Origin of the sequence: Prosthecobacter sp., assembly GCF_034366625.1 — a bacterium.
Taxonomy (GTDB): domain Bacteria; phylum Verrucomicrobiota; class Verrucomicrobiia; order Verrucomicrobiales; family Verrucomicrobiaceae; genus Prosthecobacter.
In genome coordinates this window covers 184632-199782 of record NZ_JAXMIH010000006.1, presented here as the reverse complement: position 1 = coordinate 199782, position 15151 = coordinate 184632, and the positions used below count along the sequence as shown (strand labels likewise).

General features: G+C 60.3%; 11 protein-coding genes. All 11 read right to left on the bottom strand.

Translation table 11 applies throughout. The annotated features are described in order from the left end of the window. Positions 1 to 14: 14 nt before the first annotated feature. Complete coding sequence (locus U1A53_RS03655) at positions 15 to 1826, bottom strand: hypothetical protein (RefSeq protein WP_322279050.1); 1812 nt, start codon at positions 1824 to 1826, stop codon at positions 15 to 17. Between the two features lie 81 nt (positions 1827 to 1907). Further along, the gene (locus U1A53_RS03650) at positions 1908 to 5504 is read right to left on the bottom strand and encodes a DUF1588 domain-containing protein (protein ID WP_322279049.1); all 3597 of its coding nucleotides are present in this window, start codon (positions 5502 to 5504) and stop codon (positions 1908 to 1910) included. A 5-nt stretch (positions 5505 to 5509) separates the two neighbouring features. Next, positions 5510 to 6295, bottom strand: a complete 786-nt coding sequence (locus U1A53_RS03645) for a GxxExxY protein (RefSeq protein ID WP_322279047.1) — start codon at positions 6293 to 6295, stop codon at positions 5510 to 5512. A 75-nt stretch (positions 6296 to 6370) separates the two neighbouring features. Continuing rightward, positions 6371 to 7660: a DUF1552 domain-containing protein gene (locus tag U1A53_RS03640; protein WP_322279046.1), complete on the bottom strand. Its 1290-nt coding sequence runs from the start codon at positions 7658 to 7660 to the stop codon at positions 6371 to 6373. A 12-nt stretch (positions 7661 to 7672) separates the two neighbouring features. Continuing rightward, the gene (locus U1A53_RS03635) at positions 7673 to 9814 is read right to left on the bottom strand and encodes a DUF1549 domain-containing protein (RefSeq protein WP_322279044.1); all 2142 of its coding nucleotides are present in this window, start codon (positions 9812 to 9814) and stop codon (positions 7673 to 7675) included. Between the two features lie 160 nt (positions 9815 to 9974). Further along, positions 9975 to 11057 carry a sulfite oxidase gene (locus tag U1A53_RS03630; RefSeq protein WP_322279042.1) on the bottom strand — a complete coding sequence of 361 codons (1083 nt, stop codon included), beginning with the start codon at positions 11055 to 11057 and terminating at the stop codon, positions 9975 to 9977. A gap of 4 nt (positions 11058 to 11061) precedes the next feature. Then, positions 11062 to 11652: a YeeE/YedE thiosulfate transporter family protein gene (locus U1A53_RS03625; RefSeq protein WP_322279040.1), complete on the bottom strand. Its 591-nt coding sequence runs from the start codon at positions 11650 to 11652 to the stop codon at positions 11062 to 11064. Then, entirely contained in the window at positions 11649 to 12233 is a 585-nt protein-coding gene (locus U1A53_RS03620) for a YeeE/YedE thiosulfate transporter family protein (RefSeq protein WP_322279039.1), read from the bottom strand. The genes U1A53_RS03625 and U1A53_RS03620 overlap by 4 nt, the downstream gene beginning before the upstream one ends. Then, entirely contained in the window at positions 12230 to 13630 is a 1401-nt protein-coding gene (locus U1A53_RS03615; RefSeq protein ID WP_322279038.1) for an MBL fold metallo-hydrolase, read from the bottom strand. Before U1A53_RS03615 ends, U1A53_RS03620 begins: the two co-directional genes overlap by 4 nt. 17 nt (positions 13631 to 13647) lie before the next feature. Continuing rightward, positions 13648 to 14208 carry a YeeE/YedE thiosulfate transporter family protein gene (locus U1A53_RS03610; RefSeq protein WP_322279037.1) on the bottom strand — a complete coding sequence of 187 codons (561 nt, stop codon included), beginning with the start codon at positions 14206 to 14208 and terminating at the stop codon, positions 13648 to 13650. Next, positions 14201 to 14743: a YeeE/YedE thiosulfate transporter family protein gene (locus tag U1A53_RS03605; protein ID WP_322279036.1), complete on the bottom strand. Its 543-nt coding sequence runs from the start codon at positions 14741 to 14743 to the stop codon at positions 14201 to 14203. The genes U1A53_RS03610 and U1A53_RS03605 overlap by 8 nt, the downstream gene beginning before the upstream one ends. Positions 14744 to 15151 lie beyond the last annotated feature (408 nt).

Sequence of the window (15151 nt, the reverse complement as noted above, 5' to 3'; positions counted from 1 at the left end):
CAACAAGCGCGCTTTCAAAAACCTGTGTTCGGAAACCAGCGGCTGAAGTAGTTCTCGTCCAATCGCGTGAGCGGGATCGTCAGTGGCTGTGGAATGCCGCTTTTTGCCCAGCGCAGCAGGTCATCGCGATGGCCGAGTTTGCCGAGGATGTCGAAGACGTTGCCGGGATAGTTGTCTGGCCAGCCTTTCATCACCTGCGGGTCCCAGATGGCAACGCCTGGATCGCCTTTAATGAGATAGGCGGCGACGTTTTTGCAGAGTTCTGTTGGCTTGCCGGTTTTCCAGGCGATGACCATCGGGTAGGCCTTCGTGTTCGTGCCTTTGGTGATGCGACGGTAGTAGTCCATGTCCACCTGGCCGGGAGTCTTGGTGAAGGAGGTGTGGTAGGCGAACCACGTTGTCGCGATGTCATCCACGAGGCCGCGCTGAATCCAGTTCGGCAGGTCGAGGCCCCAACGTTGGTTATCCGCTTCTTTGGCGAAGGTGCCGAGCGAGATCTTGTAGCGCTCTTTGCGGCCTTGTTTGGTCGCTGTTTCATCCAGGAGGGCACGCACCTCCATCAAGAAGTCCGTCATGATGGCTGCGCGCGTGGCATGGATGCGGGGATCGTCGTCCTCGACTGATTTGGCATCGGCGTTGTGCATCTTTTTGAAGCGCTCGCAAAACGCGTCCTCCCACAGCATGAGCGGCATGCCGCGATTGAAGACGAAGCCCACACCCTCTGGCTGTAGCTCCAACATCTCGCGGAAAATCTCGATCAACTGCTTCCGCACTTCGGGATTGGCGTAGCTCATGTAAAACGTCGGCGTACCGTCGCGGTCGATGCAGCGCCATTCGGGATGCTGGTAGAAGAATTTGCTGTTGAAGGTCTCCTCATATGGCATCGAGCCGACCCAGCCAGCGGGCCGCAGCATCACATGAAATTCCGCGCCCTGTGCCTTCGCGGCATCACGCGCGACTTTGAGCGGGTTGATGCCCTTCTTGAACAGCGCTTCCAGCGACTTCGTATAAACCATGTACGCACCAGTGGGGAAGTCGATGGTGCCTTCGCCTGGATAAGTGCCCACCTTGCTCGGATAGCACACCAGATCGCTGCCCGTGACCTGAAACCACCACTTGCCGATGTCTGTGCCTTCATAGCCACGAAACTCCTCTGCCAGCTCCTCCGCCGTCGTTGGTTTGAAGGGCCAGATCCAGCTATGACCGTCAAATGTGGCGATGGAGGTGCGATGCTTCGATTTCGTCTGGCTCGCCTTCACCTCCGCGTCGGTCATCGGCACCACTTTCACATAACAAACCGTCGCAGGCAGTCCCGGCATCGGCGCGATCTCGACGGACTGCCCCTTCAAATCCGCCACAGTGACAAAGCACTCTTGAATGACCGCGCGCCGGTTTTCCAGTAGCGCAAGATTGTTCGCCATACGTCGGAACACCGGCTCATCGCTCAGCTTCGCCTTGATGCCGTTCCCGCCGATGTTGAAGCCGCCCGAGGTCGTCGCGAGTCCGACATACACGCCATGCCAGCCGCGCTGTGTCAGCGGCAGCTTCACCACCGGCGGATTCGTGGCGCTGTAGATCGAGAGCGCTGTGCCTTTCATCTCCGCCGTGGTGAAGGGAATCATCTTCCACTTCCCTTTCTGGCGCTTTCCAGTGATGAGCGCCGCAGCCGGTTCCATCTTCGACAAATCCGTGAGCACCACGGCCTTTTCTAGCTGCGACAATCTGCGTGAGTCATTCTGGAGAAAATCCTCCTTCGTCTTTTCCTGCGCGTGGCAGGCCAGATGTGAGGCATAGGCAAGGAAGATGGATGCGCGAAGAAGTTTCATGGCATGGAAAGGCGTTCCATGAAACGACCTGAACACAGGTGTTCTTCTGTCGGGCTACGCAGCATGGCTGTGATGCGCGGCCTATTTCATGTGGAAGGTGTCGCTGGCGACGAGGGCGTGGATGAACTCACGCAAGGCGAAGTCTTTTTGCTGCGCCTGCTGCACGACACGAACGGCGAGGTCTTCGTCGGTGAAGCCGAAGGGTCTGCCGAGGGCGTATTCGATGAGGGCTTCAGTGAAGCCTCGGGCAAACTGATCGGACTTCGCGGTGATGAGGTCGCGCAGCTCGAAGTAGTCTTTGAAGGCGGGGCCGTGGTGGAAGGCGGCGGCGGGATTGACGGGCCAGGTTTTCTTGGGGCCGGTGCCGAGCTGGTAGCTGTCCTCGATGCGCCATTTGCCGGCGGCGTCGAAGTTTTCGAGACCGAAGCCGATGGGGTCGATCTTGCGGTGGCAGCTTGCGCATTGCGGCTCCTCCTGGTGCGCGGTCATGCGCTCGCGCACGGTGAGCACCTTGCCTTTGAGGCGGTCGAGCTGTGGGACATTCGGCGGCGCGGGCGGTGGCGGATCGTGGAGCAGCTTGCGCAGCACCCACGCGCCACGCTCCACGGGACTGGTGTGATCGCCATTGCTGCCCATGGCGAGTATGGCGGCCATGCCGAGCAGCCCGCCGCGTGGCGATCCGGCGGGCAGCGAGACCTTGCGAAACTCGTCGCCTGTGATGCCGTCGAGCCCGTAGTAGTCGGCGAGCAGGCCGTTGATGACGACGAAGTCGGATTTGAGCAGGCAGCGCAGGCTGAGATTCTCGCGCAGCAAAGTGGCGAGCGTTTGATACACTTCTTCTCGTGCGTGGGCCTTCGCGCTGTCGTCGAAGGCGCGATGCTTGCGGAAGTCGAACTGGAAGAAATCGAGCCGGTCGAGGCCGAGCCATTGATGCGCAAAGCCGCTGACAAACTCATCGGCCTTCTTACTGGCGATCATGCGGTCAACCTGCGCGGCGAGGACTTGGGGATTGGTGAGGTCGGCTTTGAGCAGTTCATCGTCTGGCGGTGCGCTCCAGAGGAAATAAGAGAGGCGCGAGGCGAGTTCGAGCGGAGTCAGTGCTTTTCGATTTTCATCTTTTATCCCCAATCTTTTACCAGCCTCTTCTTTTGGTAAAAGATTGCGGGTAAAAGATGGGGAGCCAGTTTCTTGAAGGTAGAGAAAGCCCGGTGAGGAGAGCACGACGCTGAATGACTCCTTCAGCGCGTCTTCGAGCGAATCACCTGCCTTGCCCCGCGTCACGGCGAGAAGCAGGAGCTTGTCAATGTATTCCGCGTCCGGCTTCTGGCCGCGAAAGGCGCGCGTGGCGAAGCGCTCGATCACCTCGCTCACTCCGGCGCGGTCCTGCGTGCGGGGAACAAACGATGTGACAACGCGGGGTGCTTCATGCGGCCCCTCGATCTCAAACCAGTCCACCCACACTGCCGGAACCGGACCGGTGCCGGTTTTGGCAAAGTGATCGTGGAACAGGCCCATCTCCGCCGTGCGCGAGTTCGGGCGCTTTTCACGCAGTGCGAACTCGCGGAAGCCATCGGCGCTCACATTCACGTCCAGCTCGATGATCTGCGGCTCATTCAGCGTGCCCGTGACCTGATGCGCGCTGACGACGGTGAAGGTGGTGACGTCCTTGGGGTCAGGCGTGCGCTGGCCGATCTCGATGAAGCGTCGCTCCTTCGGTGCCGCCTCGTTCGCCGACACTCTCATGCGCAGCGTGTAGCGCCCCGGCGGCCACTTCGCGTCAGCGGCCACATAGGTCTCGCGATACGCGAAGTAAAAGCCCAGCCACGCGCCGGTGTCGCGTGCGGGCAGCTTCATGTAGTCGGTGAAATATTGGAACTGGTAAATGTGCTCCAACTCCTGCACGCGCGCTGTTTCAGCATCACCCAGGCCGAAGGTCTGCGGCGCGGGCGCGCCCTTGATCACCTCCCACTTGTTGTTAAACAGCAGCCCCACGCGGCGTCCGTCAAAGGGGTTCATGGAGGGGATTTTCGTGCTCTCGCGCAGCTCGGCAGCGAGCTTCACATTCTCCGGCAGCTTCGCGGCTGCCTCCACGGCGGCCATCCAGCGCGCGTATTGCTCATGCCCTTCCTTGAGGCGCTTCAGGTTGTTGTTCATGCGCTGGTTGCCGAGCACTTCGGCCTCCGTGCGCGCGCGAAATGGCTCCTGCGCCACGGCGGGCGTCGCGCTGACCGGTCCTTCGATCTCCACCCAGTCGATCCAGATCGCAGGCACCGGGGCTTTCCCGGTCTTTTCCTTCGCATCGTAATAGCTGCGGATCTCCGCCTCGCGCGAATTGGGCCGCCGCTCGCGGAGGGCAAATTCACGCTTCCCCTGTGTGTTCACCTCCACATTCAGCTCGATCACTTGGGGTTGCGTCAATGTGCCTGTGATCTGATGAGCGCTGAGCACGGTGAAGGCACTGACGTCCTCGCCCCGCTGGCCGACCTCGATGAAGCGGCGCTCCTTCGGCACAGTCTCGTTCGCGGCGACGCGCATCCGCAGCGTATAGCGCCCGGCAGGCCACTTCGCGTCCGCTTCGACATAGGTCTCGCGATAGGCCTGGTAAAAGAGCAGCCACGCGCCCGTGTCGCGGCCCGGCAGCTTTTGATAATCGGCATAGTAGTCGAAGTGGCCCTTGTATTGCAGTTCCTCAAAGAACGCCGCCTGCGCGTCCTGAAACCCAAACTTCACCGGCGATGGCGCGCCGCTGATCTGGTCCCAGCCGTGATAGAACAGCATCGGCGTGGCATACGGCACACCGGAGGACGGACGGGGTTTCTCCGCGTCCTTCCGCAGCTTTTCGGCGATCGCCACATTCTCAGGTCGCTTCGCCGCAGCATCCACCTCCGTCGTCCAGCGCACATAGTTGTCGTGCTGCTCCTGGGTGCGTTTGAAGAGGCCGTCCATGCGCTGGTTGCCCATTTTCTCCGCCTCCGTGCGCGCTTTGAGCGGCTGCTTCGCGACGAGGGAACTGCTGCGTTCGAAATGCTCGTCCAGCGCGCGGCGGCCCAGCGCGAGATATTGCTCGATCTGGTCGCCCGACATGAAAAGCGACGCGCCCACCGTGTCGAAGCCGCCCGTGCCGCCATCCGCTGGCAGATCTCGCACATCGATCTCCACGCCCAGCAAATCGCGAATGGTGTTCTTGTATTCGCGCCGGTTCAGCCGCCGCATGACGATCTGCCCGCCCTGATCGCCGATGCCCTTGCGCGCAGTGACCATCGTGCCTGCGAGAGCGTCGAGGAACTCCGTCTTCGCACTCGCCTCCGGCTGCTTCTCGTCCTCCGGCGGCATCTCGCCAGAGTTCAGTTGGTTGAGAATCTTCTGCCAGCGGTCCGCGTTCTCCACCGACTCGATGGCGAACGAAATGTCATCCAACCGCAGCTTGCCCTTCTGCTTCTCCGCGTTGTGGCACTCGACGCAGTAGTCTTTGAAAAACGCCCGGTGTTTTTCATCGAGCTGCGCATGCGGAGGTTCGGCGGCAGAGGAAGAGAATAGCGGGCAGACAAGCAGACTGACGGAGAGGAGTCTGACTTTTTGCTGGTAAAAGATTGGGGGTAAAAGATTCAGAAGGGCTTTCCCATCTTTTACCCCCAATCTTTTACCAGCTAATCCAATATGTGATAGCAGTCGGGACATGTTGGTTAAGTCAGAGTGACGAATTGAACGGTGGTCTGCGTGATGTTGACCCAATGAATCGTTTGCAGCGAAGTATGCCGAAGGAGTCTCCTTGCCTGGCTCTCAAACTCATCAAGCCGTTCCTGCAAGGCGGTGAACTTAAAAGCCACGTTGGGAGCTAACAAACGCATCCGCTGGTCTGCGAGATGACCCTTGTTACCAATAACCGGCACAGGAACGAGCACCTTGTCATCGCCGCCGAGAAAGTGCGTCAATGCCTCTTCATACAAACTCGTCTCCAGACCTGCTCCCCAGTCAGCGATGAGCGGCATGAGGATGTCGCGCAGTGCGCTGGCTCCGGCGGATTGTGGCAGCCAGCGTCGATCCACGACTTGAGGATTTCTGAGGTCGGCCAATCTGGCGGGGCAGTTCACAAACTCATGTCCCACGGATTCGGGGCGCATGTTGATCACTTTGCCGTGGGCTAGATCCAGAAGCAGGAGGTAGTTGAGAGTCTGTCCACGATGGCGGGGATGAATGGCGTCTGCCGCCTTGAATTCAAACAGGCCGCTGCTGTTGATCAGAACGTCCACATAGTAGGTCTTGGAAAAAGTGCCGTGAGTGACGATGACCTCCAACTCGAGCACAACTCCACTCATGCGATCAGCAAGCTCCTTCTTGTAAACAACCTCATCGAAAAAGCGGCCAAAATCATTGTGAATGTCGAAGACGTGCCCCATCACCTCGCTCGCAAGGAGCTTGAACTCTTGCTGCGAGATGCGCTTCGTGACGATGGGGCAATGAATCGGCATGGCAGGCGATGGCTGGTAAAAGATGAAAATGGCTTCTTGAATTTTTTACCCCCAATCTTTTACCAGCAGGTTGAGTCAAATCATGAGCGCCTTCACCACGCCCGAACTGTCGCCGTGGCGCTCGGCTTCGATGCCGAGGCCGTGCAGCATGGTTAGCCAGGCATTGCACAAAGGCGTGTTGCGCGGCAGGACGAGGTGCTGGCCCAATTTCAGGCGCGCACCTCCTCCGGCGAGGATGGTGGGGCAGTTGTCGAGGTAATGGCTCGTGCGGATGTTGCTGCCGTAGGCGAGCGCAGTGTGATCGAAGAGGCTCGTGCCGTCGGGTTCCTTCACCGCCTTCAACTTGTCGAGCAGGCCGGCGAGCAGTTCGCTTTGCGTCACGTCGCGGCGTTGCGATGCCTCCAGGCGGTCGCCGGTGGTGTAGTGGCTCATGTCGTGTGGCGCGATTTTTAGCCCCAGACTGTTGATCAGCGTGCCGACCGGCTGCCGGTAGGTGATGACACGCGTGGCGTCGGTCTGGAGCGCGGCGACGATGAGGTCATACATGAGCTTGATCTCATCGCGTCCGGCGAGACCTGGCTTCGGTTCGTCGAACGGCGCTTTTTGTTTCGGCACGTTGAGCCATTGCTCGTCCTTGGACAGACGCGTCTCGATGTCGCGCACGCCCTGGAAGTATTCGTCGAGCTTGTCGGTGTCGGCCTTGCTCAGGCCGCGCTGCACTCGCTTCGCATCGGTCCTCACGGCGTCGAGCACGCTGCGCTTTTGCGCGAGCATTGCCTGTCGTTGTGCGAGGGGCATCGCGTCATCCGAGAACAGGCGATGATAGGCAAGCACGGGGTTGTCCATGCCCGCGAGCGGCTTGCCACGCTGATCCCAGGCCAGCGAGAGGCCGGGGCCGTGACCGTTGTTCGTGGCATCCGGGCTGCCGAGCTGGATGGAGGTGAAGCGCGTGTCTTTTCCGAGTGCCGCCGCTGCGACCTGATCGGCGGAGATGCTGTTATGAAAGCTCTGTCCCGGCTCCGCATAGCGATTCGCGCCCGTGAGCCAGAACGTGCTGCCCCAATGTGCCTCGTTCGCGAATTTGTTCGTCAACCCCTGCACGACGGTGAAGTCCGACTGATGTCGCGCGAGCGGTGCAAGCCCCGGCGGCAGTTTGTATTGCGCACCAGTCACCTTAGCATCTGGATACCACGACTCCTCCGTCACGCCCCAGCCAAAGCCGAGAAACACCACACGCTTTGGTCTCGCCACAACCGCTGCTGCGGACGCAAAGCGGCGAAAGCCGATGGACTCCAGCGCGGGCAACGCGATGACCGTGCCAGCGGCGCGGAGGAAGTGGCGGCGGGTGAGCGGGTTCGTCTTCATGGTTGTCGTTACCTACTGGATAAAGATGAACTGCTGCGAGTTCAGCAACGCATAGACCAGGTCTTGGATCGTGTTCAAGCCATGCGACTGCGCTTTTGCCCAGGCGGCCATTTCCTCGGCGGTGGGCTTGCGTGAGAGAAGGGCGAGATAGACGGCTTCGATCTTGTCGTCGGGATAGCGGGCTTGCTTCACGGCGAGCATGACCTGCGACCATGAGTTCAGGATGTTGGGCAGCATCTGGCCGTTCATTAACACGAGTGCCTGCGGCACGCTGGCGTCGTGGTTGGCGTTCTCGACGAACTCGCGGTCGCTCTGGCCGAACTCGCGTAATGCGTGTCCGGCAGGCGCGGGGCTGTCGATCTCAGCGGCGCGGGGCCAAAGGCGCATCATGGACTGGCGATGTTTGAGATAGATGGCGTGCTGGGCAGGTGGGATGCCGACACGCGCGGCATCGGCGAGGAAAAGCTGCGTTTGCGCGGCAGTTTCGGCGCTGCGGTCAGGTGGCTGGTAGCCGGGGACTTCGATGCCCTTGTAGCTCTCGCCGGTTTGCTTGCTTTGAGCCGAGAGTTTCATCACGGCGGGGATGTAGATTTGTTCGTCGGCGGTTTGGATCGCTGCTTTGCGCAAGACACCGAGTTCACCCGCCAGTGCCTTCACCGTTGCCTTGTCCTCGCGCTTTTGCGCCTCGGCGATGCCTTGTTGCAGCACTTTGAACTGCGCCGCGTTCTTGCGGAAAACCTCACTGGTGATGTCGGCGCGCTGGAGCAGCTCGGCAGGCGTGAGATGTTCCAGCGCCTCACCGAGCTTGCGCGCATTCGCGAGAAATGTGTCCGTCGCCTCGCGCAGCGGCACATTCGGCAGGTCGGGTGCGGTGTGGATGAGCGTGGTGAAGCTGTCCCACATCTGCTCCGGCGTCATGCGGCGCAGCAGCGGGCCGGTGAAGTGATAAACCTCGCCCAGGGCGAGTTCCGTGCGCGTGACTTCGCGTTGATAAGCCTGCGTGTTGCACAGCACGCGCAGGAAGGCCTTCACATCATAACGCTGCGCAATCATGAGCCGCCGCAGATGCTCCATGAGCGCTGGATTCGCCGCCACGGTCGTGTCCATGATCTCATCCGCCGGTTCGATGAGGCCGATGCCGAAGAGCTTCCTCCACAAACGATTCGCGATGACCACGGTGAAGCGCGGATGCTCCGGCGAGGTCATCCATGCAGCGAATGACTCCAGCGGATTGCCCTTCGGATCATACTCAGCGGGCGCTCCCATGAGCGTGGCGGCTTTCACCAGCGACTTCGGCTTGGCGTCGTCGTATTGGTAATCATGCGGCAGGCGGAGCTGCTGCGGATTGCGACTGACCCAGGCGTGCTTGATCGGCACGATCATCTCATTGAAGGCCTGCCGCAGATGGATCTCGTCGTCCATTGATGTGCCGTTCTTCTCGCGGCGTTCCTTTTGCAGCGCGAGCATCCCGAAGAACGAAGGGCTGTAGATGCCCATCACCGTCTGCACGCCGTAAGTATAGGCCGCCATCTGGTGAAACTGCATCTGCGTCCATTTGTCGAAGGGATGATTGTGACACTGCGCGCACTCAATGCGCGTGCCGGTGAAGATGCGCATGGTGAGGGAAAGGTTGTCCAACGGCATGCCGCGATCCCGCTGGTAATAGCCCACCGCACCGTTCTCCCACACCTTGCCCTGCGCGCTGACCAGCTCGCGCACGAGCTGGTCATACGGCTTGTTCGTCCGCACGCTGTCTTTGATGAACTCCGCATACGCCATGCCCGTGACGCGGCCCGCATCGCCATTGTAAGTGCCCTTGCTCAGCACCCGCAGCAGATCCGCATAGAAGTGAAACTGATGCATCGTGAAGCCCTCGCTCGCGAGCAACTGGTCGATGAGTTTTGCGCGCTTGTCTTTGTCCGTGGCGCTCAGAAACGAAACCGTCTCCTGATGCGTCGGGATGCGCCCCACGAGATCAAGATGGATGCGGCGGACGAAGATTTCGTCACTCGCGGGTGCGTTGCCTTTCAGTGAATGCTTCTGCCAATCCTGGGCGAGCAGCGTGTCGATCTGCCGTGCGGCGATGCGCGTGTCCGGCTCCGCCGCGTGAGCGCTTCCGATGAAGAGCAGGAGCAAGAGAGTGAAGCGTTTCATGGGGGAAGGAGGATTTGTTTCAGAATAAGCAGCTCCTTCTGCCTTTGTTGCATAGCTTGTGACATCGCATTGTCCCTTGCATAACCCGGCGATTGATGATTCAGACCGAATGAATCGAGCGGGACATCATCAGCCGCAGGCGGCTAGCTGAAACCTGACGTCACCGCACATTGACCTCAATGGGCAGACAGTGGTTCACGATGTAGCTGCCACGGTCGTCGTCCCGTTTCGCTGGCTGCGTGCGGCCTTCCGAGTCCGTCGCGCGAGCCATGAGCGTTGCCTTTCCTGGTTTGAACGGCACCTGCCAATCATATTCCCACAGCCGCCAGGCGTTGCGGACCGGCTCTCTGAGCAGGCGCGCGTCATCCCACGTCGCGCCGCCATCCGTGCTGATTTCCACCTTCGTAATCTCAGCCTCGGTGGTCCACGCGGCACCCGTGACTTGATACATCTCCCCGGCGCGCACGGCGTCGGCAAATCCGGGCCGCGCGATTTGCGCCTTCACTTGCATCTCGGTGATGGGAATGAGTGTCGGCGCGCTTGTGCCGCGTTCCCAGTATGCGTAGTCGATGGTCTGATAGTAACCGTTGAACGGCTTGTCGCTGGCAATGATCCGCGTCAGCCATTTGACCGAGGCCATGCCATACCAGCCGGGCACAATCACACGCAGCGGCGCGCCATGCGCGGGCGTCAGCTCCTCACCGTTCATTTTGAAAGCGAGCAGCACATCGTCCTTTGCCTTCTTCAACGGCATGCTGCGCGTGTAATGAATCTTGCCCGCAGGTCCAGGCGGCTCCTTGATCTCGCCCTCGTCAGCACCCTCAAAGATCGCTTCGGAGGCGGAGGCCTTCACGCCAGCGAGCCGCAGCACGTCGGCGAGCCGTACTCCGGTCCACTCCGCGTTGCTGACCGCGCCGCGCTCCCACTGCGCGCCTTTGGCCTGGGGCGTGAGGAATGCGCGTCCATTGCCCGCGCATTCCAGCGTCACGGGAATCGTGTGCGGCTCCATCTCCCTCAGTTCATCATAGGTCAGTTCAAACGGCGTCTCGACCTCGCCCTCGATCTTCAAACGCCATGTCTTCATGTCGATGTCCGGGATTGCAAAGTGGCTGCGCACAAAAAACAGCTCCACTGGCGTGATGAATCCGTCGAGCGAGCCGAACGGCATCTCGAGATTCAACGGCTCCATCTCGCGCACGATCATGCCTCCCGGCGAGAATGCATGGGCAGTCGGAGTCGTCATGGCATCAGAGGATGGTAAAGCGTTCCATCGCGTAGAGTGCGATGATCATGATCAGCGCGAAGGCGGGCACGAACACGCCACGCGGGATGTGCAGCAGATCGGGCAGCATGACTTTGCCTTTGTCGCCCCACGTTTCGACCGTGCGCTTCAACCACGCAGACATTTCGGCAAACAGGTAGGAGCCGGCAATCAAACCAGCCATGCCGAAGAGCACGTCCCAGCTCCCTTGTCCAAGCGCCGCCGTGCCGGTGCCGGGGCAGTAGGCGATGAGCGCAAAGCCAATACCAAACAACGCGCCGCCGATGATCTGCGCGCCGATCCTAGTCGGATGAATGTCCAGATTCACCTTGGCAAAATGATGCAGCGTGAACACGCCGATCATTCCCACGACGACGGCGGTCATCATGACCTTGGCGACGGTAAAGTCTTGGAGCAGGAGCTGGCCGATGAGGACGTTGTATTTGCCGACGCCGCCTTTTTGCAAAAGGAAACCGAAGGCGGTGCCGAAGATGATCGCGGCCACAAGCTTCTTGCCTGCGGGCACCCCCGGAGGCGGCGCGCTGGATTCCTTCACTGCTTTGCCGGGATCGATCATAACGTGGTGTAGAGGAGCATGGCGGTGGCAATGCCACCGACGAACATGAAGATGACCGTGAGCCACGAGCCGGCATTAAGCTGGAACGTGCCGCTGATGCCGTGACCACTGGTGCAACCGCCCGCAAGCCGCGAGCCAAAGGCCATCAGCACACCGCCGATGAAGCCGACGATCCCCCGCAACGCGATGCTGTCGCCGAAGCGATCCACCCACATCGGGTGCAGCCATTCATTGCGAATCTCATCGCCAGTCCACGCCGAGATGAAGCCCCCGAGAATGGTGCAGGTGACGAACACGAAGCCGTAGTCCACCGCTGGCGGATTGGTCTGGTAATACTTCAGCGACTCCGTGTGCTTGCGCGCGACGCTCTTGCCGATGAGGCCCGCGACCATCGCGTAAAATGACGACGCACCGATGGGTTTGTCGGCGAAGTAGAACGTCAGCCACGACAACACGCCGATGCCCGCGCCGACGAGATAAGGCGACCACGCGCCACCGTCATAGTCCGTGGCGTTCACGCCAAAGTCCGCCGCGCTCGCAAGCGATGGCAGCAACAACAAAATGGTCAGAAAGTTCTTCATTCGCTTTTTCCTTCGATTGGAAATCCCGCCTTCTTCCACGCCTGCCAGCTTCCGGGCACGTTGCAGACGCAGCCAAAACCTTCCTGCTTGAGAATGCTCGTGCCGATGCTCGCGCGATAGCCGCTGTCGCAATACACCGCGACTGGCTTTTCCTTGTCGAGCGCGACGGACTGCTTGCGTAGTTCCGGCAGGAACATGTGAACTGCTCCCGGCACGTGGCCTTTCTGCCATTCGTCAGGCGAACGCACGTCCACGATCTGCAAGCCCGTTCCGGCGTCCTTGATTTCATGCACGGTCATCTGGCCGACGTCCTCCAGCGGCAGTCCGGCATTGTCCCATGCCGTCATCCCGCCGACGAGATAGCCCGCGAACTTGTTGTAACCGGTGCGGATGAAGAGCTTCACCACCTCATCCACTTTGCTGTCGCTATCGAGCACGAGGAGGATCGGCTTGTCCGGTTCGAGCAACCAGCCCGCCCAGATCGAGAGCATGGGCGTGGCACCAATGCTCAGCGCGCCCCTGATGTGACCGCCGCCGAAAGCCAGCATCAGCCGCGTATCCACGAGCACCCCCGCTTTCTTCTCCACCGCCTCGTTGAAGGTCTTTGCCGGCAGGCCTGGCACACGCGGCAGATTGCCGAGCACCTCCGGCCCTTTGGCGTTCAGCTTCTTCATCAGCGGGTAATACTTCGGCACCGGCGGCGCGCTGCTCAGGGCATGTTCCTTGAACTTCTCGAAGTCAGTGAACTGGAGGTAAGGATTGAACTTCCGCTCGTAGCCTATGGTGCTCTCCAGCCGGTCGCCGATGTCCGCGCCGCACGGTGAGCCGTGGGCATGCGCGGGGTGAATCACGACGCTGTCAGGCAGCGCGATAAAATACCCGCGCAGTGTTTCAAACAGCTTCTTGGTGAGTTCCTCGGTCTCGCTGGAACCGAGCAGATCGGGCCGGCCCGCCGAATTGACAAACAGCGAATCACCCGTCAGCACGCCCCATGGAGTCTCGGGGTGATCTTTCTCGGCCAGCTCGTAGCTCACATGCTCGGGCGTGTGTCCTGGCGTGTGGCGCACCGTGACGATCGACTTGCCGAGTGTAAACTTGTCACCAGCCTTCAACTTTTCGTGATCAAAGCCATAGCGCGCATCGCCTTCATGGCTGCAAAACACTTTGGCCGACTCGACACGAGCACACAGCTCCAGCGCACCGCTCACCAGATCCGCATGAATGTGCGTCTCGAAGATGTGGGTGATGGAAACCTTCTTCTCGCGCGCCAAGGTGACGTATTTGTCCACGTCTGGAGTCGGGTCGAAAACGGCGGCAACGCCGTCGCTGTCATCGCCGAGGAGATAAGAAAGCTCCGCGATGCCTTCGGTTTGGATGCGTTCAAAGACAAGTGCCATGGAGTTTTGGGTTTTGGTTAAAGGTTGGCATCTAGTTTTCGGGGATAAATGCGCTCGATCATCGCGAGAGCGATGACGATAAGAGCCACCAGTGCTCCCACCCATAGCCACGGCGAGGTGCCGCTGAGTTGTGGCAGCGTCACTTTTCCATAGTCCACCATTGCTTTGATCATCGGCAGCAACGCCGGAAACGCCGCGACATAGACGCCCGCGCCAATGAACATCCCGAACACGCCGACCATCGCATCGCGCCGGCCTTCGCCGCACGCCGCGACGCTCGTGCCGGGACAAAGCCCGAAGATCGCGAGGCCAGTGCCGAACAACACTCCGCCGACGATCACACGCGCCAGCGAAGCGGTTTGAATGTGAATCTCCGCCAAGCCCATCGCCACCAGCGCATGCACGCCGACGGTGCCCACCGCGATGGCCGTCGCCATGATCTTCACCACTGTGAAATCCTTGAGCAGAAACTGCCCCATGAGCTTTTGAAATTTGGCGACCTGCCCCTTTTGCAGCAGCACGCCGAAGAGGATGCCGGTGACAAGACCGAGCACGAGTTTGAGCGGCTCATCAAACATGGCTCCGGCCCTCCTTCCCGTAGATCAGGAACGCCACGGCCATGCCCGCCAAACCCATGACTGGCGCAAATATCCAGCTCGAAAGCGCGAGTTGCAGGATGCCGCTGATCGCATGGCCGCTGGTGCAGCCCTGCGCGATGCGCGCACCGAGCATCATGATCAGCCCGCCGAGAAAAGCCCCGGCATAGCGTTTGCCTGGCGAATACCCGAAGCGCCATCGCCAGAGCGGCGGCACCTTCTCCTCCGGTGCCCGATCTCCCGACATCTTCGCGCTGGCGTAAGCCCCGATGAACACACCGAGCACCAGCATCCATTCCCAGTCGATCTTCGGCACCTTGCCGTCCTTCGCCTTCGCCTCAAGATAGGGCTGCGCTATATGTGGGGCGACCTCCTGCTCGGTGAGCGCGGCACTGTATTCAAAGGCCGTGGTGATGCCGATAGGCTTGTCCACCGTGGCGAACGTCAGCCAGTTCAACACCCCAATGCCCGCGCCGACGAGATACGGCGACCAGACTTTCATGCGGAGTGGATTCATAGGTTTGTGGGTTCATGAACATGCACGTTCGCAGATGCTCATGCGATTGGCCGCCTCCTTGCAGGAGAGTGCGTTGATTTGCTGTCCCGAGGTTGAGCCGGAAGACATTACGACACCATGGGGTCTTCACCCCAAACAGCATCCTCACAAGGTCTCCGCGCCTGCGCTGCTCATTCGATTAGCAGCTCTCACTTCACGATCAATGGTGGCAGCGACGTGAACTTCCCGCCTCCCGGATTTGGCACGGGACGCGGCGGAATCTTGAACTCGGCGGGATTGGCTCCCGCAGAGTCCTTTCACGGCTTCGCCGCCAACGACGCTCAGATTAGCTCCTCCTCATTGCGCACAAAGATGTGCTGGTTGGCATACGCGGGCGGTGCTGAGCAGCAGGAGCAAGATGACGAGTCG